Raw genomic sequence first — 23,438 nt, 5'->3', positions numbered from 1 at the left:
CTAGATACAGCGCCAACAATAGCAAAGAGGCGCCAATAACCTTGGCGCCTCTCTTACTCTCTCAATTGACTCTCAACCAAGCCAAATGCGGCTTAGCCCAGCAGTGACAGTGCCACCTGAGGCAACTGGTTGGCCTGGGCCAACATGGCTGATGAGGTCTGCGACAGTATCTGTTGCTTGGTCATTTCAGCAGTTTCCTTGGCGAAATCCACATCCTGGATACGGCTGCGGGCGTCGGCCACGTTGCTCTGAACGTTACCCAGGTTATTGATAGTAAAGCTCATGCGGTTCTGTACCGCACCCAAATCGGCACGCTGTGAATCTATACCGGCAATGGCTGAATCTATTACCGCCAGTGCATCCTGGGCGCCATCGGCCGTACCTATATCTATGTCTCTTACCGAAGCCAGTGAAGATGCACCACCTGTGGTAGTAATCGCAGCCGTCGTGCCTGTTACCGTGAAGGCATCGCTCGATGAGAATGCCAGCTCCGAGTTCACTACAACACCACCGGCATCGACAACATCGGAAGCTCCGGCAACACCATTGGTCACTGTGGCCATAGTCAAGGTACCACCGGCTGGCCCCACGGCTTTCACGCCGGCAACATCATTTGCCGAAACAGTCAATTTGTCAGTGGCCGAGTCATAAGTCGCCGAATAACCATCTTTGCCAATAGCGCTGGCCAGGTCTTTCATGCTGCCGTTAAACTTGCTCAAATCGTATGAACTGGTGCCAATTTCCAAAGTACCTGTGTCGGCAGCGGTGAAACCACCCAGTTCAACCGATACTTTGGCTTCGGCGGTAACGCCTGTACCCAAAGCATTCAGTGCATCGGCAGCCGCTTTGGCATCCATACCTGAGACGTCGGTTGCAACTGAAGTACCGCTGGGGCCACTCAACACGATATCTGACGCACCTGTAGCGACACCATAAGCCAAACCTGCAGCGGCGGCGGCACCAAACACAGTGCCGGCACCTGTTAGCTGATTCTGACCGATAGCACTGGCCGACACGTCACCGATTGATACAGAGATGGTCTCATTGGCATTAGAACCCACCTGGAATTTTTGGGTACCATAGGTGCCATCGAGCAATTTCTGGCCACCGAAGGAAGTGGTATCTGCGATACGGGTCAGCTCGGTCTGCAGAGCAGACAGCTCTTTATTCATGGACTCGCGGTCTTCCACCGAGTTAGAACCGTTGGCCGATTGCAGTGACAGGTCGCGCATACGCTGCAGTATGTTGGTGGACTCACCCATGGCGCCTTCGGCTGTCTGGGCGATGGAGATACCGTCGTTGGCGTTGCGCATGGCCACGTCCAGGCCGTTGATCTGACTGGTCATACGGTTGGAGATCTGCAGACCGGCGGCATCATCCTTGGCGCTGTTGATCCTCAGACCCGAAGACAGACGCTCCATCGAAGTTTGCAAGTTGCTGTTGGCACCGCCAAGGTTCTTCTGCGCCTTCATGGAGGTGATGTTAGTATTTACTGAAATAGCCATGTTAAATTCCTCTTTCTTAGTTTGATGCCAAGACTTGAGAGCCTGGCTAAGTCATATCGCTAAAATGAATATATCGTCTTGCTTTACTCATTAGTGCCACTAACCCACTGGACACCTGTCTTTATCACTGACATCCAATGTCGTTCTTGCTGTTCCGGCGCCTGCCTTCAACTACAGGAGGCGACTCATATATAGTCAAACAATGAAACCGAACCGACTTTACTGAACACACTCGACACGGCATTGAGCGCCTGTTGTTGTTTCTCAAACTCGCTGATCGCCGAGGCGTAATCCAAGTCTTCAAGCAGGGACAGTGCCGAGTTATTGACAAGCTTCTCATCACTGTGCGAACTCTGGTAACTCTCGACCCGCTTCAGGCTAATACCGGCTTCACTTCTTGCGTCGCTGATCTGTGTCATACCACTGTCAAAGTTATTCAACAACTGTGCCAACTCTGAATTTCCTGCCGGCGTATTTGTCTTGCCGGGATCTTTTATCAGGGCTATGGCGCTGTTCAAAGTATCGAAAATGCTGACTTGCGCCTGTGGCTGCATGCTGAAACTGTCCCCGGCAACTGGGGCTCCCTCCAGCTTGACCTCTATGCCGTTGAAGCTCACAGGGGCACTGGGATCGTAATTGGCAAGGTTGGCGACAGGATTGTTGGCGGAGTCGAGCACTTCAAGATCCAGCCCGCCCGCACCATTGTCTGTGAAATTAAATGTATATGTGTCAGCAACATAAGTTGTTGTATCGGCAATCTTGGCGCTGCTGACGCTGAACTCGCCCTGTTGACTGGCCAAATAATTGACGCTGTAGTCACCCATGGCGTTAGGGGCGTTCATGAAGGCCGCATCACCGGCCACATTGGTCCCCAGGGCCACATTGGAGGCCACCATGGTGTTGCGCACGCCGCTGTCGCCGCTGTAGCTTATCTTGCCCGTGGCATCGAATTGAAAGGGCTGGGTGTCGGTATTGAAACCGGCAAACAGATAATTGCCCGATTCGTCCTTGCTATTGGCCATGGCCAGCAGCTCGTCCAGACTGCCCTGCATCTCAGCGGCAAGAGTTTGCCGATCGGCATCACTGAGGCTGCCGTTCACTGCCCTCAGTATGAGATCCCGGCTCGACATGGCCAGGTTTTCGGCACTGCCGAGCTTGCTCTCGGTCACACTCAGGCGGCCGCTGGCATAATCTAAATTCTTGACGAATTGATCGACCAGGGCATTTTGCTGATTCAGGTTATCTATCCCCAGCGCCGCCACGGGATCGTCACCCGAGGTAACGACCTTCTTGCCGCTCGAGAGTTGCTCCACCAGCTTATTGGTGGCGCTCTGTTTCTCCAGCACGCCGCTGATATTTTGATTGAACATCTGTGCGGTAGAAATGCGCATCCCTTATCTCCTAGCGTACCGAGTTAAACAAGGTGTCAAATAGTTCGGAAGCCGTGGTCATGATCCTGGCGGATGCCTGATAGGCCTGTTGAAAACGCATCAAGTTGGCCGCCTCTTCGTCCAGGTTGACGCCGGACTCGCTCTCGACCCTGGCATAGGCTTGCTGATAGATGGCGTTGGCGGTGCCGACCTTCACTTCCGCCGCCTTGGTCTGGTTACCCACATCTAGCTTGGTTTGCTGAAACACGTCGGCCAGGGTCGAGGCGCCGCCGTTCATCAGCTTGCTTTCGCTCAGCTTGGCCATGGCCACCAGATTGGTGTTATCCCCCTGGGCGGCAGACAGATCGAAGCTGAAGCTCTGCCCAGTTTCGCCCGCCGAGGTCACTTCGAAGGTAAAACCGAAGGCACTGATGTTGGGCGGCGTGTAGGCCGTTGGCCCCGAAGTGCTGCCATCGGCCGCCAGGGTGGTGAAGGTATTGGCGACCGTATCCAGAGTGAAGGTCAGCTCGTTGCCCGTGACCGGGAAATTGGCGGCATTGCGGTTGTCTATGCTGACGAGTTTAACCTGGGTATTGCCCGAGTTAGCCGCATCTGCGTTGATCTTGGGGCTGGCGGCGGCAATGCCCTTGGGATCTGTCATCACCACTGCGATGCCACCGGCCGCGCCGGCCGTGGGGCGTATGGCAAACTTGTTGCCCGCCGCCAGGGAAGCCACGCCCGAGTCTAGGTTGATGCTGAAGCCGGCACCGCCCTCGAGCACAGTGCCGTTGAGCGTCAAATTGGTGACTGCCCCGCTGTCGACATCGGTCAATTGATAGTTGGCACCGTCGAAGCTCAAGTCGTAGGCACCGCCGGTCAAGGCGCCTGTGTCATCGATATTGACACTCAGGTTGGCCGCCGTTGCCGGGGTGGTGGCATAGGCACTGACCCGGCCGCTGGACATCAGAGGATCGTTGATGTCCCGAAAGATATTCTGTCCAACCTGGCCATTGAGATCCATGCCCTGGCCCTGCATGCTGTTGAAGGCGTCGGCGATGCCCAATGCCAGTTGCCCCATTTCATGACTGGCCGGCACCAAGGTTTGATCGCGAAAATCGAACAACGCCTGCAGTTGTCCACCCAGCTTACCGGGATCTATCGCCACATTCTTGTCGCCTATGGTGCCTGTGAGCTCGGTCTCCCGCGGTACGGGATCCCCCTGCTTAGTGCCCACCGTCATGGCGAGTTCCCCCGAGACCAAGGTCATGGCGCCACCCAGCATTATGGTCTTGGCCCCTGTGTCCAAGGGGATGACATTGACTTCGGCGTATTGGCTCAGCTCCTGGATGAGCGCATCCTGGTGATCCAACAGCTGCATATCCTGACCGCTCGACTTCATCAACTCCCGGTTGATGTTGCCAAGCTCCTGGCTGATTTCATTGACTCTCTTGGTGATACCTTCTATCTGATCATTGGTCTGCGTCAATTGGCCATCGAGCTGGGCCTGCATTTGATTCAGGCTGTCGGCGAGCTGCCCGGCGGAGGCCAGCATACCGCCACGCACCCCGAGATCCGCCGGCAGATCGGCCAGAGAATTGATGCTGGAGAAGAAATCGTTCAGCCCCTGGGGCACTGCCTTGCCAATGACGGAAAACAACTGATCCAACTCGCTCAGTTTGCTGTGGCTGGCTTCGGCAGCCCCCAGCCCCGTCTGGCCGATGCGCAACTCACGGGCGGCGTAGTCGTTATAGATGCGCTTCACGTCGGAAACATAAGTACCTGCGCCATAAAAATGCCCTCCCAGTTGCTGCGACTCCAAGGTCGCTTGGGTCGCCACCTGCCTGTGATAGCCTGCGGTATTGGCATTGGTGATGTTGTTACTCGTCAGCCCCAGCTGGGACTGGGATGCCATGACACCGGTACGGGCGATATTCAGTAGATCGATAGACATTAGTTGGCGCTCCTGGGAACAAATATGGTGACCTGTATCATCGCGTCTCTCCCGGTATCAGGGTCTTGAACTGCGCAGTGATGGACTTCATCACCTTGAGTACCTTGTCGGCATAATGGGGATCTGTCGCATAACCTGCCTGCTGCAATGCCTTGATGAACTTGGCGGGTTCGGCGGCCACTTGCCGGGCTTCCTGGTAGCGGTCACCCTCGCTGATGAAAGACACGAAATCATTGAAGCTCTGCTCGACGTTGTCGTACATTCTGAAATCTGCTTTCTGTTTAACGGCTATGCCCTGTTCAAATTCCAGGGTATTGACGCTGGTCTTACCGCCGTCCCAACCTTTGTCGGCCTTGATATTGAATAAGTTATTGCTGCTGGCACCGTCGCTGCGGCGCACCATCTTTTGCCCCCAGCCGGTTTCCAGCGCAGACTGTGCCAACAGCAACTCAGGGCTGGTGCCCAAGGCCTTGGCCGCTTTCTCTGCATGGGGATAGAGACGGGTGACAAATTCATCCCGGCTGTCGAAGGTCGCATTCACCTGGGTTTGTGCCGCTGCCGACGGCAAGGTCTTGCCACTCAAGATGGGCGCCAATATGCCGTCTGCCGTTTGTGGGCCCGCCTCTGTCCTGTGGTGCCGGCTTGGAAACAGCAGTTCAGGTTGAGGCTCAGCTGTGGTTTTCGCTGTGGCAACTGGAGGGATGGCGGCGGCCGTGTCAGGCTGCTGCCGCGCCGGACTGGCCCCAAGCTCACCTCTGAGCACTGAGGCAGGGGTGACATTGCTCCCCTCAGGAGACAACTGCTGCACCATCATGTCCGCCAGACCCAGCACGCCCTTGTCGGACAAGTCGACCGACAGCTGTTGATCGCGCATCTGTTCATAGAATTTGGTGTATTGGCTGTTCATCGGGCTGTCGGACTCGAACACCGCATTGGCGTCACGCATGCTCTTCATCAACATCTGCACGAAAATGCCTTCGAATTGCTTGGCCACTTTCTGCAAGGCGCCCTTCTGATCTTGCTGCGCCTGAGAGCGCAGCGAATCCAGGCCGCCCAGATCGAGAAAGTGCGATGAATTTGACAGCTTTTCCATGGTTCCCCGACAATTTTCAGATGATGATGAGTTCACCATGCAAAGCGCCTGCCATCTTTAACGCTTCGAGGATCGCCAACACATCCGAAGGCGCCGCGCCGACCAGATTGACCGCCCGCACCAGCTCATCCAGGGTAGTGCCCGGATTGAACATGAACATGCGGCGCTTATCTTCTTCGACACCTATGGTGCTGTTGCTGGTCACCACAGTCTCACCCTGGGACAGGGCATTGGGCTGAGACACATTCAAGGCCTCGGCTATGGTCACTGTCAAACCGCCATGGGTCACGGCCGCCGGCAGCAGCTGTACATTCTGGCCTACCACTATGGTGCCGGTACGGGAATTGACTATCACCTTGGCCGACTCTTCTGCCGGTTCAACCTGAATATTCTCCAGGGTCGCCAGGAAAGACACCCGCTGGGACACATCCCTCGGGGCACTGACCTGGACCGAAGTGGCATCCAGGGCTCTGGCCATGCCATCGCCCAGCAGATCGTTGATCGCATCCGCCATGCGCTCGGCGGTGGAGAAATCGGAGCGGCGCAGGTTGAAGGTCAGGTAATCCCCGCTGGAGAAGGAACTGGCGACCGGACGTTCGACAATGGCGCCATTGGGGATCCTGCCAACGGTAGGGGTATTTTGGATCACCTTGGAGCCGTCGAGGCCTTCGGCACTGAAACCACTGACCACCAGGCTGCCCTGGGCTATGGCGTACACCTTGCCGTCGACCCCCTTGAGGAAGGTCTGCAACAGGGTGCCGCCACGCAGGCTCTTGGCCTCACCCAAGCTGGAGACGGTAACGTCAAGACTTTGACCCGGCTTGATGAAGGCCGGCATGTCGGCATGAACTGCCACCACGGCAACGTTCTTGATCTTGGGGCGAAAACCGTCCGGCAAATTGACGCCGAAGTTCTTCAGCATGGTAGTGAAGGTCTGCTCCGTATAGCGGGTCTTCTCTCCCGTGCCCGGCAGGCCGACCACCATGCCATAGCCTATCAATTGGTTGCTGCGCACCCCCTGGACATTGGCTATGTCCTTGATGCGCTCGGCGTAGCCAGGCAGGGCCAGCAGCAATAAGCCGGCTGCGAGTATGAATTTAGCTTTCATGGGCAAACTCCTCAGAAGGGCCACCAGTCGCTCAGCAGAAACTGACCTAACCAACCCACTTTTTGGGCTTCGGCAAAGGTACCTGTGCCGCTGTATTGGATGCGGGCATTGGCGACCCGGGGAGAATCTATGGTGTTATCGGGGCGAATGTCCTGGGATCTGACTATGCCTGTCACCCGAATAAACTCATCCCCATTGTTGATGCTGATCCATTTCTCACCTCGGATCACCAGGTTGCCGTTGCTGAGCACTTGCATCACGTTGGCCGAGATGCTGCCATCGAGACTGTTGCTCTGATCCGCCCCCGACTCGCGCTTGGTATTCATCGCATCTTGGTAGCTCAGATCCAGCGGCACCCCTTTGATGGTGACATTGCCGCCACCGGCAAAGAGCGGTTCCACCGACAGATCCGAGCCCTTCTTGATCTTGTTGTTGGCGCTCTTGCTCGCCTGGGTCGCCTCTTTGAGCACCACAGTGATGATGTCGCCGACCTTATGGGCGCGAATATCCGAATACAAGCTGGATGCCTGGCTCTCCTGATAGATGGAGCCTGTGACCTCCATCTTGGTTGGCGGCGCCTCAGGATAAACAGGCGCATAGAAAGGATCGTCGGCAATGGGTTTGTTCTGGGTCGAGCTACAGCCGGTAAGCAACAGACCGGCAAGCAGCAGCAGGTATCTAGCCATGGGTCGTCCCCTACAGATTCTGGGTAACATAAGACAGCATCTGATCCACGGCAGAAATCACCTTGGAGTTCATCTCATAGACCCGCTGACCTTCGATCAGGTTGACCAGCTCTTCGGTCACATTGACGTTGGAGGTCTCCAGTGCGCCCTGGCGTATGGCCCCCATGCCATCGAGCGAAGCCGTGCCCTGAATGGGGGTGCCGCTGGCGCCGGTTTCCTGGTACATGTTCTGTCCCATGGGATCCAGGCCAGATGGATTGATGAAGTCTGTCATGCTCAGCTGACCTACCACCTGGTTCTCGGCGGTACCCGGGGTTTTCACCGACACTTCGCCTTCGGCGGAAACGGTAATGCTGGTCGCATTGTCGGGAATGGTAATTGCCGGCTGCACCACGTAGCCGGAACCCGGGGTCACCAGCTGGCCACTCTCGTCCAGGGTAAACTGGCCGTTGCGGGTGTAGGCCGCGGTACCATCGGGAAGCTGCACCTCGAAGAAACCCGGTCCCTCGATCATCAGATCGAGCGAGTTGTCCGTGGTCAACATGTTGCCTTGGGTAAACGACTTCTGGGTGGCGACCACCTTGGTACCGGCGCCGATATTCAGGCCATTGGGCAGCTTGGTATTGGAGGCGCTGACGCCGCCGGCCTGGTTCACAGTTTGATAGAGCAAGTCTTCGAACACGGCACGGCTCTTCTTGAAACCCACAGTGCTGGCGTTGGCGACGTTGTTGGAAATCACGGCGATATTGGTCTGCTGAGCGTCTAAGCCAGTCTTACTTATCCATAAGGCGGGATGCATAATCTATCTCCTAACTAATGCGCATTAATGCAGAGGAAGCGCGATCATTCTCTTCTGCGGTTTTCATCATCTTGACCTGCAACTCGAACTGACGCTGTAAATCGATAAGGGACACCATTTCCTCGACGGCGTTGACATTGCTGCCCTCGACCGCCCCACTCTCGAGCGCCACCCGGGGATCCGCCGGCGCATCCTGACCCGAGGTCAAACGGAATAAGCCGTCCTCGCCGCGCATCAGATTCTGGTTGCCCGGGTTAACGAGCTTGATGCGACCGACTTCTTCTATCACTTCCGCCGTCGCCCCCTGGGGCCTGACCGAAATGATGCCATCCTGGGAAATTTCGACCTTCTGGATCGGCAGTGGCAGCACTATGGGACCATTTTCTCCCATCACAGCGTTGCCCCTGTCGTTACGCAGCAAGCCGGTCGTATCGAAACTCAGGCTGCCGGAGCGGGTATAGGCTTCGGCGCCATCCTTTCCCTGCACAGCTATCCAGCCATCGCCCTTGACGGCTATGTCCAGATCCCTGCCTGTGGTCTTGATGGGGCCGGCCCTGAAGTTGGCCGAAGGCGACTCAGTCATGGCAAATACCCGCGACGGCATGCCTTCACCGAAGGCTTGCATGGCACGCGCCTGGGCCATGTCCGACTTGAAACCATCAGTATTGGCATTGGCTAGGTTGTTGCCACGCACGGCCAGCGCATTCATATTCTGCTTGGCCCCGCTCATGGCGACATAAAGTAATTTGTCCACTGGCTGCTCCGTCAAACTTCCTACATGGCTAATACAAAGCAAGCATCATGCCAAAAAGTAGACAAGCTAATGAGTGGATAACTAAGAAAAAAGCATGGGGAATGGCTGACGGGGGAAATCTGCCGCAAGGAAGCGGCAGAGTGTTGCCGCAGGCGGCAACACTCTCATGGCATAGAAAGCATTAACGGATCTGCAGTATCGTCTGTTGCAGAGTGTTGTTGATTTCCAGGGTACGTGAGTTGGCCTGGAAGTTGCGCTGGGCCGAGATCAGATCCACCAGCTCAGTGGTCAGGTCGACGTTCGACTGCTCCAATGCCGACGAGCGTATGCTGCCGAAAGTGCCGCCATTGGCCTCGCCGGCCAAGGCCTCACCCGAGGCCTGGGTCGCCTTCCAGGAAGTGTTGCCCACCTGGGTCAAGCCCTGCTCGTTGGAGAAGCGCACCAACGCGACCCGTGCCAAGGGCACTGTCGAGCCGTTGCTGTACTTGGCAGTTACCAGACCATCGGCGCCGACCTCGACATTGGTCAGGCGGCCGACCGTCACCCCGTCCTGGCTCAATGCGGTGGCGTTGAACTTCTCGGAGAACTGGGTCGGATTGTCAAAATTAATGGTGATCTGCTGGGTTGCATCGGCGGCGGCGCTCAACACGTTTGAGCCACCTGTCCCCAGCGCTTCCGTGGTGATGGTCGCAGGGTTGCTGCCTGTGTAAGCCCCGACAGAGTTGAAGCTCACCACGGCACCGGTCCAGCCACCCGTGGTCTGGGCGGTACCCGTTGGATCTATTATGCCGTCCCCGTCCGTATCCGTATCCGTGTCTTTGACATAGCTTCCGACCGCACCGGCATCCAGATTGACAGGCTTATCATCCATGGCATAGAAGGCGACCCAGCTGCTATTGCCGCCGCTGGCGGCCCCGGGAGGACGGACAAAATAAGTGGTCAACACATGGGACTCGCCGAGGGAGTCATAGACGGTCACGGCCGTCGAGTTGTTGAAGGTCTTGGCATTGCCCGGATCGAAGTCGGCCGGATCCAAGGTTTTCTCACTCGAGTTCAGGTTGACCGTCATGGAAACATTGGAAGTTTTCACCGGGCTGCCCGCGGTATCGGGAATTTGCACGGGTTGGGTGGTGGTCAGACTCACAGAGGTGGAATTACCCTCTTTGTCGACCGGAAAAGTCTGCAGATAGTTGCCGGCCGAGTCCACCAGGAAGTTATCCGCGTCACGCTTGAAGGCACCGGCACGGGTATAGGAATAATCCTGGGTGCCGACCGAAGAAGAGGTAACGAAGAAACCATTGCCACTGATGGCCATATCCAGCGCATTGTTGGTGAACTGCAGGCTGCCCTGGTGGAATTGCTGCGCCACCTGAGTCGTGGTGGCACCCCCGCCGACGGCGGTTTTGCTGTTGGAAAAGATCGAATTGGCATAGACATCGGCAAATTCCGCCCGCGACTCCTTGAAGCCGACCGTGTTGACGTTGGCAATGTTGTTTGCCGTGGTATTGAGATCTTTCTGCGCCGCAGCGATACCACTCAGTGCAATATTAAATGACATAGTTCACCTCTAATTCTGACTAAATGCTTGGTTAGGCGCCGGGCGCCCTATTCATTAAATTCGAGTTATGTTTCTGAAACGGCCAATACATCGGCTAACTTGATGCCACCCATGCCTCTCAGATTGAGGATGGCACCGGTACTGGCGGTTCCCAATGACACACTGGAAACGTGCGAGTAGGTCGAAACGGCGAGATCCTGGGCCTTGCCATCGACGCTGCCACTGGCCTTGAGGGAATAGTTGCCTTCCTTGACCGGCACGCCATTCTTATCCAATCCATCCCAGCTGACGTCTATGTTGCCGCCTTCGCGGCCATCGACTATGAAGGTCTTGATCAACTGACCCGACTCATCTTCGACGCTTATTTTGATGTCCTGCATAGGCTCGGGCGTACTTATCACCCCCTTGATGCCGGGGTCTTCGCTTGAGCTATAACCCACATCGGATGGGATCAACACCTTGCGGCCAACCAAACCGGATGCCTGCAGCGCCTGGCTCGAGGTGGTCAGACTGTTGAGGTTGCCGATTTCATCGTTCAGCTTGCCTATGCCGTCGACGGTGGAGAAAGAGGCCATCTGGGCGATCATCTGGTCGTTGTCGACCGGCTTAAAAGGATCCTGCATCGACAACTGTTGGCTCAACAGGGAAAAGAAATCATCCTGTGTCAGCTGTTGGCTCTTGGCCTCGGGCACGCCCGAGTCCTCCGGCAAGCTGATGCTGTCCAGGAAAGGATTTCCCGTCGAGCCTGTGCTCGATGCGGAATTGGGGCTCACACCGCTCTTGCTCTGAACATTCTGAGCGGACGTGTTGAGTACGTTATTGACTAGGCTCATAGCAAACCTCCGGAAAGACTCATATTATTTACCCATTCTCAGGGTTTGCTGCAGCATGGATTTCGCCGCGTCAGCCACCTGGACATTCATTTGATACGAACGTGAGGCAGAAATCATGTTGGCCATTTCTTCCATCACATTGACATTTGGTTTGTAGATAAAGCCATCGGTATCGGCCATGGGATGATCGGGAGAATATTCTTTCAGCAGCGGCTTATCGCTCTCGACTATGCCTCTGACCGCGACCCCTTGCGAGTCCAGCTGTTGACTGCTGGCCTTGGCCAATTCGGCTTCGAAGATAGGCTGTCTGGCGCGGTAGGTCTTGTCTATGCTGCTCGATACCGAGTCGGCGTTGGCAATGTTACTGGCCGTCACGTTGAGCCTGACAGATTGCGCCGACATGCCCGAACCTGCCACATTGAAGATATTGAATAAACTCATGATTAATCTCCCCTAATGGCCTTTCTCAGCCCGGAAAACTTGCTGTCGAGGAAGCCCAGAGACATCTGGTATTCCAAGGCATTTTGCATGAAAGCCGATTGCTCGTGTTGCACATCGACAGTGTTGCCGTCGCCGGTATCGGGCTGATCCGGCACCCGATACTGCACATTTTGCTGAGAAAGTGCGGCCAAATCGAAATGCTTTTCGTTGGTGACAGCTGTCCTCAGACCATGCTGCTTGCTTTGGGCGGCTTGCATCGCCGAGGCGAAGTTGACATCACGCGCCTTGTAATGGGGAGTATCGGCGTTGGCTATGTTGCTCGACAGCACTTCGGCCCGCTGGGCCCGGACACCCAGAGTGTATTGGTGCACGCCAAGTGCTTTGTCAAAACTGATCGCCATAAATTTGCCTCCTAATTCCACTGACGGAATTAAAGCAATTCATGTGCCAACAAATAAGTTCGAGTAGAGATATTGCGGGAGAGAATGAAAAATCACCGAATTATCTCGGTGATTTTCTTTTAAAAGAATAGCTTAAGTCTTTTTCTGGTAATAGATGCCTGGGTTGCAACGCACCATATCGAATTCATCGGTCAGGCCGGCAATGGACTCAGATGCCCCCAGGAACAAGATCCCCCTGGGGTTCAGGGCGGCAGCAAATTGCCGCAGTATCTTTGCCTTTGCCTCCGGGGCGAAGTAGATCAGTACATTGCGGCAAAAGATGATGTCGAACTTACCCAGCAAGGTATAACTCTCGAGCAAGTTGTGGGCGCGGAAATTCACCAGCCGCTTGACGTTATCCTTGACCTTCATGGTACCCGTCGGGGTGGCATCGAAGAATTGGCGCTTGCGCTCCTCGGACAGGCCCCTTGCCAATGCCAGGCTGTCGTATTCGGCATTCTTGCAACGCTCCAGCATGGAAGGTGACAGATCCGTCGCCTGAATGCTCGCGCCCGCAGGCAGGGTTCCCGGTCTGCGCTGTTGATATTCGAGCACAGTCATGGCCAGGGAATAGGGTTCCTGCCCGGAGGAGCAGGCGGCCGACCAGATCTTCAAGGGCCGCCCCAAACGGCTGTACTCGGGCAACAGCGCCGAACTCAGCAATTCGAATGGATACCTGTCCCTGAACCATAAGGTTTCGTTGGTGGTCATGGCATCTATGACTTCAGCCCTGAGTTGACGCTCTATGGGTTTCATCGATTGCTTGACCACGTCGGAAAGCGAGGGTAACTGATACTTGCCCATCAGGGGCGCCAGACGGCTGCGAACCAGATACTGCTTATTGTCACCCAAGACGATGCCGCTATGTTGCTCTAAAAACAACCTGAACTGGTTATATTCGGCTTCAGCGAGTGATTTATTCGGCACATTAATATCCTAACTGCGATGAACACCACTCACGCCAGTGTCTGTTCATACGGGTAAAAAAGTAACGACCATCCTTGGATCTGTGTTGCCAGGCTAGTGGACAGGCCCGGGTATAAAAAGGTTAAAGACTCAGATGTTTATTGACTGCGGCAGCCAACTCGTCGGGATTAAACTTGGCAATAAAGTCATTGGCACCCACCTTTTGCACCATGGCCTGGTTGAAGACCCCGCTCAAGGAGGTATGCAACACCACCTTGATATGCTTGAGTTTGGGATCGTCACGGATCTCCGCCGTCAGGGTATAGCCATCCATCTCAGGCATTTCAATGTCCGAGATGATCAAGGGGATCTCATCGGCCACATTATCCATCTCGGTGGCGACGGCTTTAAGCTTGTCCAATGCTTCCTTGCCGTCTTTGGCCGTGTCTATCTGCAGGTTCAAGGACTCCAGCGAACGTATGATCTGCTTGCGCGCCACCGACGAATCATCTATCACCATGATATGGTAGTGCTGGCCTCTATCCAGGGTGAGGGATTCGTCCACTTCCTGGCTGATCTGGGTCTTGACCGGTGAGATTTCATCGAGGATTTTCTCCACGTCGAGGATCTCCACCAATTCGCCCTCGATTTCGGTCACAGCCGTCAAATAGGAATAACGACCCGCGCCCTTGGGCGGTGGCATTATGGCATCCCAGTTCATGTTGATGATGCGCTCGACCGAGCTCACCAGGAAACCCTGCACGCTGCGGTTGTATTCGGAAATGATCACGAAACAATTTTCGGTACTGGCGATGGGACGGCCACCCGTGGCGGCGCTGAGATCTATGACCGAGATGGTGGTACCACGAATATTGGCCACGCCGCAGACGTGCTTATTGAGTCTTGGCAGGCTGGTTAGCTTAGGGCACTGCAATACTTCTTTGACTTTAAATACGTTAATGCCGAAACGCTGCCGTCCATTGAGCTTAAAAAGCAGTAACTCTAAACGGTTTTGTCCAACCAGTTGGGTACGTTTATTGACTGAATCAAGAATGCTCGACATAACCCTGCCTTGTTGTTGTGTTTATGCAGTATCCTAGCACTCATACGAGTATAGGCATATAAATTGCTTACTACTCACCAGAGATAAAATTCGCCTTAGACTGAGTCAATTTTCTGACAGACTGCAGATAAACGACATCCAGCTCGGGCCCGGTGAAAGTATAGGTATACTCTAGCGTGCGACGCTAGCATCTTCATTATGAAAGTAAATTTACTTTGGTTGTTAATCACTTGCTTCATGCCATTGGCGGCTCTCGCAGCCGATGAGCCTGTGACTCCCACTATATCGGCCATAATGGCGCAGACTAAAGCCGTAGTAGCGAAAAAAATTACCGCTCCGGACAACGCCAGAGTCGAGATCACCCCGCTGAATCTGGACAGTCGTCTCGCGCCTCCAAGGTGCAGCAGCGCAGTGACGGTCGAGTTGGCCAGCGACAGGGAAATCAGCCGCAATAATACCGTAAAAATCGGCTGCAACAGCCCCGACCTGGACTACCCCTGGCAAGTCTATGTCTCGGTCAGAGTCGATATCCTCTTCCCTGTGGTGGTGGCCACAAGCATACTCTCGGCCGGTGACCTGATAACCGCCGATGAGCTCGAGATCCGCTACATAGATCAAACCAGTCTCAGGGGGCAGCAATTTGCGCAGCCAAGCGAGATAGTAGGTACCAGAGTCAAACACAGGGTCGCCATGGAGGCGCCCATACTGGCGAATAACCTCTGTTTCGTCTGTAAGGGCGATGCCATCTCGATATTTGCCCGCTCCGACGCCTTCGAAATCAAAACCTTGGGCGAAGCACTCAGGGACGGCAATCTGGGTGACACCATCAGGGTCAAAAACAGCCATTCGAACAGGGAATTGGATGCCAGAGTCAGCGGAATTGGCGAAGTGGAAGTTAGGATGTAAAATAAGCTAAAGTTTTATTCCCGACCGCCGATACCCAGGTTAAGAAATCTTGATACATGCTGCTGGAGCCAAAAATGGCAATGGATATTAACAAACTCAACACGGCAACGAACGCCCAGATGCGTTCGACCCAGGCCAAATCAACAGGTGCGGATACGGCACAGGTGGCCAAGCATAGCGGAGTCCCAAAGGGGGACTCGGTCGTCATCACCCCACAGGCGCAACAACTGCAAGGAGTGCAGACTAAAATGGCCTCACTGCCGGAAGTCGACAGCAAGAAAGTGGCTGAAATTAAGCAGGCTATCATAGAGGGCCGCTATAAAGTGGATCCCGAGAAGCTGGCCGTTAATATCGCCGGGTTTGAAAGCGAGCTGAGCGAACTGAATAAAGAGTAACCATGACTGAACTGCTCGAACTGGTTGAACTGCAATTTGCCCAACTGACAAGCCTTAAGGACATAGTCCTCAAGGAGAAAGCGGCGTTGGCCGAACAAGATGCCGACACCCTGCTGGCACTGGCAAGCAGCAAATCCCACTGCCTCGGCGAATTGTCGACGAACGATCAACGTATCGCGGCCCATCCGGATAAGGCACTGCTTGGCAGCGTCCCCGAGTTGAGCCAGAAAATTGCCTCGGCCAAACACTTGCTGGCCGAATGCCAGCAACTCAATGAGCAGAATGCCGCCTTGATTGAGCTGAGTCTTGCCAGCCTGAATCGTTTTTCCCAAGCGTTACAAGTCAGCCGTAACGCCACCAGCCTCACCTATAACGATAAAGGTCGAACCTCAACCATTTCCAGCTTAGGCAACAAGCTGAAAGCCTGAGCCGGCTGTGCCAACAAGAGCACCACAGCATAAAAAAACCACCCCGAGGTGGTTTTTTTATGCCCGTCTGCATTAGCTGCCTGGAAGCCAGCTTAGAAGTAAGTCACTCGCTTGACTCTCTGCGATCTCTGCCCCTGTTGATACAAGGCCCATACCTGGGCAAAGTCCAATTCGAGTTCGGTCACATAATGCTCACCGGCCGGGTAGCTTTTCACCACCCTGGCACCGCGAATGAGCCCGGATACCGACACCTTGATGTTGTCATCCGTAACCAGCCAGTCACTGACACTGGTGTTGGCTGCCAGCTGCTGGCCATAGACCTGCTCGGCCAACTCACGGTAAGCGGCGATCTTGGAGGCCTGCATGGCCATCAACACCCGCTGCGACTGCTCCTTCGCAGGTTGGGTCGCCAGTGGTGCATAACCTATGGCGGTCAGCTTGGGAAAACTCTTGGGGGCCTCTGTCTCCCACTGCACATACCTGTCAGGTGCGGCGCAGGCCGTCAGTCCCTGGGCCAAGGACAAAGCCAGTAATAAGGCCAGCTTGTTCATTGTACTTCTCCTGTCACAGTCACCATCCCCTGCGCCGCGGCGGCATTCAGGTACAAGAGCCCTTGGCGCGAGACCACACGCTCGGCGGGCTGCAAATAGTCCGGGAGTTCGGCCTGGCTGACGAAGCTCTGCGAGCTGGACAACACCCTGCTGCTGCCGAGCTCCACTATCCTGCTGTTGATCACCATGCCATTGACGGCGGCGCTCAGGGTGGTCACCAACAGGTGCTCGACCGCCAGATCCTTAGGCAATTTCTGCCAGTCGCGGCTGAGGATAAAGTCCCCCTTGGGCGTCACGCTCAGCATCCGGGCCACATTCTGATCGACCAGACTGAACTCTCGCTGCTGCAAGGCGCCGACGAATCCCTGCTGCAATTGCAGCGCCAGGGCGTTGGTTTGCATTAGATCATCCACCATCACAGGCGTGGTGACCAACAAGGGCTGATCTTGCCCCAGCCCGGTATTATGCAACACCAAGTCGTTCACTATCCGCTCGGCCAGGTAATTGATCGCCCCCTGGGGCGGCAAAAGCGCGGCCTGGGTCAAGCCTGGAGTGGCAACCATGGCGGTGTCATGCCCGGCGCAGCCACCCATGAGCAACACCAGAGGCAACAAAGCCATTTTATACATAGGTACCTTCCTCAGTTCTTGCCTCTCAGGGCATCAAGTTGCTCACGCGCCTCAGACGGCAAACGGAGCAACATACATTGCGATAGCTCTCTATCGGCCTCATGGCGACAAACTTTATCCCATCCCAGGCTAAAATATTTTTTAAACAGGCATAGATATTGCTTATTTTGCGTGAAGAACCAGAAAGTGCGCCGCGGCGTCATATCTATGACAGACGCCAGGCTATGACCGACGTTGCTCTGTGACTGACGTGACTCTATGATTGAGTTGCAGCAGAGAGTCGCAGTAGCCAAGGCGCCAACCCCAAATTTAGGCCGTAAAGACAGGGCAATGACTCATGCAGCCAGCTATGAAGCAACAAACCGGGATGCAACAAACAGTACGACAAAAGATGCGACTCTCGAGTCAGTCGGCAAAATCCAAGTTAGTCTTGCTTCTGAGTCTGCTCGGCTTGGCCCTGCCCCTCCAGGCCCAGTGGGTCGAAGTCAGCGGCGAGGCCAAGATCTTCGATGGCAAGGTGGACAAGGCGCGGGAAGAGGCCATCAACCAGGCGATGAGTTATGCCACCTTGGGCAGAGGCGCCAATCTCAGCAGCGTGCAAACCGTCAGCCAGGGCAATTTGGTCGAAGACAACTTCACCCTCAACCGGCTCACCCAGGCCAACAGCATAGAAGTTGTCGCTGAACACCTAAGCAACGACAGTATCAGGGTCGAGTTACGCCTGGACCTGACCGAGGACGGCGCCGAGCAATGCATGAGCGACCATCTCAAGGCCGCCATTTTCATTCCCCAGGCGCAGATTAGCGACAGGACCCAACTCAGGCATGGGCAACTGGACGGCTTGGGTGAGGCCATATCCCGGCGGCTGGCGGCCGGCCTGGATCTGGACTCACGCACCGGCTTCAGTCACTTACACGCCAACGAACGCCTGGACATGAAACGGGCTCTGGCCGACAACCCGGGCAATCGTCTGCCCGGCTGGCTGGCCGAACTCAGCGACAGCCAATACATGCTGCTGATCAACATACTCGATGTCTCCACAGACCCCGAAGCGTCCCATCTGCTGGGACTCTGGCATAGCGATCCCCAGAGACAATTCAGCATGGAGCTGAGTCTGTATCACGGGATCAGCGGCGAAGCCATCTGGCACAATCAATACCGTAATTCGGCCCCCTGGGAGTTTGAGCTGCAGGAAACTGTGGCGCCAAACAGCGAGCGTTTCTGGCGCTCGGCTTACGCCAATGGCATAACCCAGGTACTGCAGCAAGCGACCCGGGATCTGGATAACAGCCTGGGCTGCCGTCCCCTGCTCGGCCAGGTGATAGCCAAACACGGCAGCAGGCTGGTCCTCAACCTGGGCCGCAAGCATGGGGTGAAGGTCGGCGACAAGTTTCAATTGGTATTGCAGCAAAACCTGCCCGACCGGCTGGCGCAGATGCGCCCCATCGCCAGCAAGAGCCGCGCCAGCATCACCATAGAACAGGTCACGGAAGAGAGCGCCACCGCCCTGCTAATGGGTGAAAATGCAGCGGATAACATACAAATCAATGATATCGCGCTCAAGATTTAAGCAACTAAATCATAAGGCTTTTAATTGGGGATGAAATCAGTATAATCACTCCCGTCTCTCTATAGCTCAACAGGATAGAGCAGCCGCCTCCTAAGCGGCCGATCGGGGTTCGAGTCCCTGTGGAGAGACCAGCTTTTTCTCCCCCCCCTGTAAATTCAATCAGTTAGTAAAATCCAAGCTCCTGTACCGGCATCTTTGCCGCCCATGTGCCGTCATAAAAGCGCCATCATAAAAGTACCGTCATGAAAGTCCCGCGATAAAATGTGCCGCTATAATGCGTGTCGCCATAGAACGTGCCGCCATAACACAGACCTTTTGAGCATTTTTCATCACATGTCAAAAATCCCCATTCAGCCCAGTTAACCCAGCTATGGACAACAGCCAGGATCTCGCATCATTTTCTCTTGGGTTTATCGACAGGGAAAATGGCAAGCATGCCCCGCAGGCCTTCAGACGAGAAACAGAACAAAACACCCGACACGCTTCTCGGTGAATAGCCCAATGCTCAAAAGACTGATTTCTTAAAGCTGTTGCAAACCATACTCAAACAGAAAGCAGACAAGTCACACTCGATAAGTTGACGACACAGATCCCCAGGGCCATTACAGCAGAAGCACTATGCCAAGAGCCCGCCACTTGCCGACACTAACCTGGGGCCATCAAGACAAACCGCTACGGCGATGCTGCCCTAACTCAACTCAAGGGCATTGTCTCTTTCGGCGTGGAGAGCACCACCCGCGTCCACAACTGGACGCTAGCAATGCAGCCTCAGGGACAGCAAAGCGCTAGCCGCTCTCACTTGGAGTTCTGTCAATAAGTGTACGGAAAGCGAGTTTGGCTTTCTCACTACAGTAAGATGAGATAGATTCAACTACTAAGTGACGCTTAGCTGTACGAAGTGAGTCCCAATACTGCATTACACATCCAACAGACCCGGTTATAAAACTTTTAATAGGAATTAAAAACTTAGTAGACATTGAGTCGCGTAGTAGTTAGTTTCCGTATATATCATTTGGACTTTACTGAAAAAAAAGTTCGAATTATCGGTATCCTATAATCAAGGATGAGCGTTTATGTCCGGCTTTACCCACTGTCCTTATCGACAGTCTTCCCTTCTACAGCAGGCCCTTGCGCCTAATAAAATGCGGATTGCATTTCTATTAGGGGCCGGCTGCCCGATGTCTATCCGAGTCGACAATGGCGGTGGCAACTCTTCCCCACTGATCCCCGACATTGCAGGTTTAACAACGTTGGTATCAACGACACTCGCGACGGACATTGAGCTAAATGCTGACTATGCATCACTGCTGGCGCGACTCGGTGGTGCAGCGCCCAACATTGAAGAGATTCTTAGTCATTTAAGAGCTCTACTCGATGTTGTTAGAGACGGTGAAATCAATGGATTAACCAAGCCCAAGTTGCAGGCCCTAGACAAGCGAATCTGTCAAATCACTGCAGATGTTGTAGGTGTGCCGCTTCCCGATGGTGAAACCCCATATCACAACCTTGCAGCTTGGGTGAGCGGCATTTCCCGGGCGCATTCTGTAGAGGTTTTTACGCCGAATTATGATCTGTTGATGGAACAAGCTTTAGAGTCCCACAAGGTTCCATATTTCGATGGGTTCGTAGGTGCTCGGGAGGCATTTTTTGATCTTCCTTCAATGGAGTCAGACACGCTTCCTTCACGTTGGGCGCGACTTTGGAAGGTGCATGGATCAATAAACTGGTGGCGTACACCTGACCATGATGTTGTCCGAAAGAGTAAAAGTGACGATGCGGATAGGCAGATGATCTACCCGTCACATTTGAAATATGACCAGAGCCGACGCCTTCCTTATCTGGCAATGCTTGATCGTCTACGAGATTTTTTGGGGCGAGGTCAGGCAGTCCTGGTTTGCTGCGGTTACTCGTTTGCCGATCAGCATTTAAATGAAGTGATCATGAACGGTTTACGTAGTAACCCGACGGCGATGTGTTTTGGACTGCTTTATGGTGATAGGGCTCAATATCCTGAAGCTATTCACTGTGCCATGCGACAGCCAAACCTGAGTATCTTAACTGCGGATGGAGCAGTTCTTGGAACCCTGAATCGAGATTGGAATTCTGCTGCGCAGGCTAGCCATCCATTACATGGGGTGGCTGTTGACAGCGTGACCGAAGGCGAAGTCGTACGAAGTAATTTTGGGTTGGGCGACTTCAAAAAACTAGGTCAGTTCCTTGCCCATCAGCTAAATCAAAACTCAGACTCTGGTGCTTACAATGAAGCGTGATCCTACCTTCATAGGTGTTGTCCAAGATGTTTTTGGTTCTACTGTAACGGTTGAGTTAAATGACGATACAGCGACGGGCCTTGGCTTTGTTGCTGGCGAGGGTTATCGCATTGGCCAAGTTGGCAGCTTTGTGCGGATACCTCTAGGTTTTGTTGACCTATACGGTGTCGTTTCCCAAGTAGGGGCCGGGGCAGCTCCAGACTCGGTAGATGAAAAACGTGCTTATGGAAACCGTTGGATAAAGGTCCAGATGGTTGGCGAAGGACAACGGGGTGGCCGTTTTGAACGAGGAATTTCACAACATCCAACCGTTGATGATCGTGTTCATGTCGTGACTCAAGCAGATTTGGCCGCAATATATGGGGCAGTTGATCCACAGGACTACGTATCGATTGGGCATCTTGCTAGCGCAGAGGCAATACCTGCATTAGTGAACATCAATCGCCTGGTCAGTAGACATAGTGCTGTAGTGGGTACAACTGGCTCAGGTAAGTCCACAACTGTTGCGGGACTATTGAATGCTCTTTCTAATCCTTTGAGATACCCTGCTGCACGGATTCTCGTGCTGGATATTCATGGTGAATATGCTAAAGCACTGTCGAGTCGTTCAACGGTTTTTCGTGTAGCTGCCGATTCTGTACAGAGCCAGAAACCACTTAACATCCCATTCTGGGCATTAAGCTTCGATGAGTTCGTGCCGTTTGCATTTGGGCGCCTAAATGATGCCCAGGCCACTGCAGTTGCTGACGCGATTGTCACTCTGAAGCGCGAAGCGCTAGTGAATCACCCTCGTGCAGGTGTAACGGTCGACGATGTTACCGCCGACTCTCCGATTCCTTTCTGTATCCATAAATTGTGGTTCGATCTTCATCGAAAGGAACATCACACGCTCATTCCCAGACCGGGTGCAGCGGCTGGGGAGGTAGAGCATGCATATGTTCTAGACAATGCCGGTCAGCCACAGGAGCCGGGCGATGCCATGACTGTACGCCCTCCCCTGTACCGAACAGTCAAAACTACAGGCCCAGCTGAGGAGCGTGTGCAACTGGGTGCAGGAACAATTGGCATACGAGCCCAGCTTGCATCGCTGGCTTCAAAGTTACGCGATCCTAGGCTAGCTTTTTTGTTTAGGCCAGGTGATTGGTCGCCGACGCTTGATGGCGGTGTTGTTAAAGATGTCGATGAGCTACTGTGCGACTGGATTGGGTCAGATAAACCAGTTTCCATCCTCGACCTTTCAGGCATTCCATCAAACATTTTAAGTGACCTGATCGGCGCAATGCTTAGGGTGTTATATGACGCAATATTTTGGGCTAGAAATTTGCCCGAAGGTGGGCGAGAGCGACCGCTTCTGATTGTTCTGGAAGAGGCCCATGCCTACCTCTCGCGTGAAAATGATGGCTCCGCTTCCACTGTTGTAAAGCGTATTGCGAAGGAAGGGAGGAAATACGGGGTAGGTATGATGTTGGTTAGTCAGCGTCCTGCAGAAATCGACACCACGATTCTGTCACAATGCGGGACACTGTTTGCGCTTCGGCTAACAAATGACAGTGATCGTGGTCATATTGCAAGTGCTGCAGCCGATAACCTGAAAGGGTTGTTCGAGATGTTACCTGTTCTGCGCACTGGGGAGGCCATCGTAGTTGGAGAGGCTGTAAGTCTTCCAATCCGAGCTTTGATTTCACCACCACCCATTGATCAACGCCCTGATAGCGTAGATCCCAAGGTAGTTGTGAGGCAAGTCAATGATCAGGGAATTCTACTATTCGAAGGGCCCGGGGGGTGGGCGCAGGAAGTAAGTGTGTCAGATTACTCTATCTTGGTAAAACAATGGCGTAAGCAATCGCCACGTTATGAACACGAAATAGTAGCTAATGTGGCTACTCGAGAAGAAACAATGGAGAAAATAGATGATCGATTGGTTTGAAAGTCCTGAATCCTCGACAATAGTTAGGGTAGGTTATGATGATGAGTCTTCTATTCTGATCGTTGAATTTAAAACAACAGGTATTTATAACTATTTTGATGTTCCCCAACATATCTTTGAATCAATGCGAGGTTCGCCTTCTAGGGGGAGCTTTCTTGCTCAAAATGTAAAGAACATGTATCGCTATTCGCGGACTTAGGCGCTAAATTAAATAGCCGTAACCAATTAAGATTCAGTGTACTCCCCATCAAACAG

The 23,438-nt window shown here is 54.1% G+C and carries 23 protein-coding genes and 1 tRNA gene; 8 read left to right on the top strand and 16 right to left on the bottom strand.

The genetic code is table 11. From position 1 onward, the window contains the following. Positions 1–92: 92 nt before the first annotated feature. The 14 genes from LZP73_RS10750 to LZP73_RS10685 form a co-directional block, all read right to left on the bottom strand. Positions 93–1,505, bottom strand: a complete 1,413-nt coding sequence (locus LZP73_RS10750; RefSeq protein WP_234234963.1) for a flagellin — start codon at positions 1,503–1,505, stop codon at positions 93–95. A 185-nt stretch (positions 1,506–1,690) separates the two neighbouring features. Further along, on the bottom strand, positions 1,691–2,896 hold the full coding sequence (gene flgL, locus LZP73_RS10745) for a flagellar hook-associated protein FlgL (protein WP_234234961.1): 1,206 nt from the start codon (positions 2,894–2,896) through the stop codon (positions 1,691–1,693). Positions 2,897–2,906: 10 nt separating this feature from the next. Beyond that, positions 2,907–4,826 carry a flagellar hook-associated protein FlgK gene (gene flgK, locus LZP73_RS10740; RefSeq protein ID WP_234234959.1) on the bottom strand — a complete coding sequence of 640 codons (1,920 nt, stop codon included), beginning with the start codon at positions 4,824–4,826 and terminating at the stop codon, positions 2,907–2,909. Positions 4,827–4,863: 37 nt separating this feature from the next. Next, complete coding sequence (gene flgJ, locus LZP73_RS10735; RefSeq protein WP_234234957.1) at positions 4,864–5,919, bottom strand: flagellar assembly peptidoglycan hydrolase FlgJ; 1,056 nt, start codon at positions 5,917–5,919, stop codon at positions 4,864–4,866. Between the two features lie 16 nt (positions 5,920–5,935). Beyond that, the gene (locus LZP73_RS10730; RefSeq protein ID WP_234234955.1) at positions 5,936–7,027 is read right to left on the bottom strand and encodes a flagellar basal body P-ring protein FlgI; all 1,092 of its coding nucleotides are present in this window, start codon (positions 7,025–7,027) and stop codon (positions 5,936–5,938) included. An 11-nt stretch (positions 7,028–7,038) separates the two neighbouring features. Continuing rightward, a complete protein-coding gene (gene flgH / locus LZP73_RS10725; protein WP_234234953.1) occupies positions 7,039–7,713 on the bottom strand; it encodes a flagellar basal body L-ring protein FlgH in 675 nt (224 codons plus the stop codon). A gap of 10 nt (positions 7,714–7,723) precedes the next feature. Then, positions 7,724–8,512 (bottom strand): flagellar basal-body rod protein FlgG, encoded by a 789-nt coding sequence (flgG, locus tag LZP73_RS10720; RefSeq protein WP_234234952.1) that lies wholly within the window; start codon positions 8,510–8,512, stop codon positions 7,724–7,726. Positions 8,513–8,522: 10 nt separating this feature from the next. Then, a complete protein-coding gene (flgF, locus tag LZP73_RS10715; RefSeq protein ID WP_234234949.1) occupies positions 8,523–9,266 on the bottom strand; it encodes a flagellar basal-body rod protein FlgF in 744 nt (247 codons plus the stop codon). A gap of 181 nt (positions 9,267–9,447) precedes the next feature. Continuing rightward, positions 9,448–10,824, bottom strand: a complete 1,377-nt coding sequence (gene flgE / locus LZP73_RS10710; RefSeq protein WP_234234947.1) for a flagellar hook protein FlgE — start codon at positions 10,822–10,824, stop codon at positions 9,448–9,450. Positions 10,825–10,889: 65 nt separating this feature from the next. Then, positions 10,890–11,657 (bottom strand): flagellar hook assembly protein FlgD, encoded by a 768-nt coding sequence (flgD, locus tag LZP73_RS10705; RefSeq protein ID WP_234234945.1) that lies wholly within the window; start codon positions 11,655–11,657, stop codon positions 10,890–10,892. A gap of 24 nt (positions 11,658–11,681) precedes the next feature. After that, entirely contained in the window at positions 11,682–12,098 is a 417-nt protein-coding gene (gene flgC / locus LZP73_RS10700; protein ID WP_169564233.1) for a flagellar basal body rod protein FlgC, read from the bottom strand. 2 nt (positions 12,099–12,100) lie between these two features. Then, positions 12,101–12,499, bottom strand: a complete 399-nt coding sequence (gene flgB / locus LZP73_RS10695) for a flagellar basal body rod protein FlgB (RefSeq protein WP_234234943.1) — start codon at positions 12,497–12,499, stop codon at positions 12,101–12,103. Between the two features lie 132 nt (positions 12,500–12,631). Next, positions 12,632–13,471, bottom strand: a complete 840-nt coding sequence (locus LZP73_RS10690) for a CheR family methyltransferase (protein WP_169564380.1) — start codon at positions 13,469–13,471, stop codon at positions 12,632–12,634. Between the two features lie 115 nt (positions 13,472–13,586). Further along, the gene (locus LZP73_RS10685; protein ID WP_169564231.1) at positions 13,587–14,507 is read right to left on the bottom strand and encodes a chemotaxis protein CheV; all 921 of its coding nucleotides are present in this window, start codon (positions 14,505–14,507) and stop codon (positions 13,587–13,589) included. A 198-nt stretch (positions 14,508–14,705) separates the two neighbouring features. Between LZP73_RS10685 and flgA the strand changes: the two genes are divergently transcribed. The 3 genes from flgA (at position 14,706) to LZP73_RS10670 (ending at position 16,236) form a co-directional block, all read left to right on the top strand. Further along, positions 14,706–15,413 carry a flagellar basal body P-ring formation chaperone FlgA gene (gene flgA, locus LZP73_RS10680; protein WP_234234941.1) on the top strand — a complete coding sequence of 236 codons (708 nt, stop codon included), beginning with the start codon at positions 14,706–14,708 and terminating at the stop codon, positions 15,411–15,413. Positions 15,414–15,487: 74 nt separating this feature from the next. After that, positions 15,488–15,808: a flagellar biosynthesis anti-sigma factor FlgM gene (gene flgM / locus LZP73_RS10675; protein WP_234234939.1), complete on the top strand. Its 321-nt coding sequence runs from the start codon at positions 15,488–15,490 to the stop codon at positions 15,806–15,808. Between the two features lie 2 nt (positions 15,809–15,810). Continuing rightward, positions 15,811–16,236, top strand: coding sequence for a flagella synthesis protein FlgN (locus LZP73_RS10670; RefSeq protein ID WP_234234937.1), 426 nt, complete (start codon positions 15,811–15,813; stop codon positions 16,234–16,236). Positions 16,237–16,328: 92 nt separating this feature from the next. On the opposite strand, the gene LZP73_RS10665 is transcribed toward LZP73_RS10670, so the two are convergent. Both LZP73_RS10665 and LZP73_RS10660 read right to left on the bottom strand, forming a co-directional pair. After that, entirely contained in the window at positions 16,329–16,787 is a 459-nt protein-coding gene (locus LZP73_RS10665; protein WP_234234935.1) for an LPP20 family lipoprotein, read from the bottom strand. Then, a complete protein-coding gene (locus tag LZP73_RS10660; protein WP_234234933.1) occupies positions 16,784–17,416 on the bottom strand; it encodes a FlgO family outer membrane protein in 633 nt (210 codons plus the stop codon). Before LZP73_RS10660 ends, LZP73_RS10665 begins: the two co-directional genes overlap by 4 nt. Before the next feature lie 391 nt (positions 17,417–17,807). Between LZP73_RS10660 and LZP73_RS10655 the strand changes: the two genes are divergently transcribed. From LZP73_RS10655 to LZP73_RS10635, 5 genes are all read left to right on the top strand, one after another. Continuing rightward, entirely contained in the window at positions 17,808–18,986 is a 1,179-nt protein-coding gene (locus LZP73_RS10655) for a flagellar assembly protein FlgT (protein WP_234235262.1), read from the top strand. A 55-nt stretch (positions 18,987–19,041) separates the two neighbouring features. Then, positions 19,042–19,117, top strand: a tRNA-Arg gene (locus LZP73_RS10650). Positions 19,118–20,059: 942 nt separating this feature from the next. Continuing rightward, positions 20,060–21,256, top strand: a complete 1,197-nt coding sequence (locus tag LZP73_RS10645; RefSeq protein WP_234234932.1) for an SIR2 family protein — start codon at positions 20,060–20,062, stop codon at positions 21,254–21,256. Continuing rightward, positions 21,246–23,183, top strand: coding sequence for an ATP-binding protein (locus LZP73_RS10640; protein ID WP_234234929.1), 1,938 nt, complete (start codon positions 21,246–21,248; stop codon positions 23,181–23,183). The genes LZP73_RS10645 and LZP73_RS10640 overlap by 11 nt, the downstream gene beginning before the upstream one ends. Next, positions 23,167–23,382, top strand: coding sequence for a KTSC domain-containing protein (locus LZP73_RS10635; protein WP_234234927.1), 216 nt, complete (start codon positions 23,167–23,169; stop codon positions 23,380–23,382). The genes LZP73_RS10640 and LZP73_RS10635 overlap by 17 nt, the downstream gene beginning before the upstream one ends. Positions 23,383–23,438 lie beyond the last annotated feature (56 nt).

This window comes from Shewanella sp. AS16 (assembly GCF_021412365.1).
GTDB classification, from domain to species: domain Bacteria; phylum Pseudomonadota; class Gammaproteobacteria; order Enterobacterales; family Shewanellaceae; genus Shewanella; species Shewanella salipaludis.
Note: the sequence above shows the minus strand (reverse complement) of the source record. Positions and strands in the feature narration are given on the sequence as shown.

Excerpts from the sequence above, each read along its gene's own strand:
- LZP73_RS10750 (WP_234234963.1), bottom strand. The coding sequence starts at position 1,505 with ATGGCTATTTCAGTAAATACTAACATCACCTCCATGAAGGCGCAGAAG.
- flgL (WP_234234961.1), bottom strand. The coding sequence starts at position 2,896 with ATGCGCATTTCTACCGCACAGATGTTCAATCAAAATATCAGCGGCGTG.
- flgK (WP_234234959.1), bottom strand. The coding sequence starts at position 4,826 with ATGTCTATCGATCTACTGAATATCGCCCGTACCGGTGTCATGGCATCC.
- flgJ (WP_234234957.1), bottom strand. The coding sequence starts at position 5,919 with ATGGAAAAGCTGTCAAATTCATCGCACTTTCTCGATCTGGGCGGCCTG.
- LZP73_RS10730 (WP_234234955.1), bottom strand. The coding sequence starts at position 7,027 with ATGAAAGCTAAATTCATACTCGCAGCCGGCTTATTGCTGCTGGCCCTG.
- flgH (WP_234234953.1), bottom strand. The coding sequence starts at position 7,713 with ATGGCTAGATACCTGCTGCTGCTTGCCGGTCTGTTGCTTACCGGCTGT.
- flgG (WP_234234952.1), bottom strand. The coding sequence starts at position 8,512 with ATGCATCCCGCCTTATGGATAAGTAAGACTGGCTTAGACGCTCAGCAG.
- flgE (WP_234234947.1), bottom strand. The coding sequence starts at position 10,824 with ATGTCATTTAATATTGCACTGAGTGGTATCGCTGCGGCGCAGAAAGAT.
- flgD (WP_234234945.1), bottom strand. The coding sequence starts at position 11,657 with ATGAGCCTAGTCAATAACGTACTCAACACGTCCGCTCAGAATGTTCAG.
- flgC (WP_169564233.1), bottom strand. The coding sequence starts at position 12,098 with ATGAGTTTATTCAATATCTTCAATGTGGCAGGTTCGGGCATGTCGGCG.
- flgB (WP_234234943.1), bottom strand. The coding sequence starts at position 12,499 with ATGGCGATCAGTTTTGACAAAGCACTTGGCGTGCACCAATACACTCTG.
- LZP73_RS10685 (WP_169564231.1), bottom strand. The coding sequence starts at position 14,507 with ATGTCGAGCATTCTTGATTCAGTCAATAAACGTACCCAACTGGTTGGA.
- flgA (WP_234234941.1), top strand. The coding sequence starts at position 14,706 with ATGAAAGTAAATTTACTTTGGTTGTTAATCACTTGCTTCATGCCATTG.
- flgM (WP_234234939.1), top strand. The coding sequence starts at position 15,488 with ATGGCAATGGATATTAACAAACTCAACACGGCAACGAACGCCCAGATG.
- LZP73_RS10670 (WP_234234937.1), top strand. The coding sequence starts at position 15,811 with ATGACTGAACTGCTCGAACTGGTTGAACTGCAATTTGCCCAACTGACA.
- LZP73_RS10665 (WP_234234935.1), bottom strand. The coding sequence starts at position 16,787 with ATGAACAAGCTGGCCTTATTACTGGCTTTGTCCTTGGCCCAGGGACTG.
- LZP73_RS10660 (WP_234234933.1), bottom strand. The coding sequence starts at position 17,416 with ATGTATAAAATGGCTTTGTTGCCTCTGGTGTTGCTCATGGGTGGCTGC.
- LZP73_RS10655 (WP_234235262.1), top strand. The coding sequence starts at position 17,808 with ATGCGACTCTCGAGTCAGTCGGCAAAATCCAAGTTAGTCTTGCTTCTG.
- LZP73_RS10645 (WP_234234932.1), top strand. The coding sequence starts at position 20,060 with ATGTCCGGCTTTACCCACTGTCCTTATCGACAGTCTTCCCTTCTACAG.
- LZP73_RS10640 (WP_234234929.1), top strand. The coding sequence starts at position 21,246 with ATGAAGCGTGATCCTACCTTCATAGGTGTTGTCCAAGATGTTTTTGGT.
- LZP73_RS10635 (WP_234234927.1), top strand. The coding sequence starts at position 23,167 with ATGATCGATTGGTTTGAAAGTCCTGAATCCTCGACAATAGTTAGGGTA.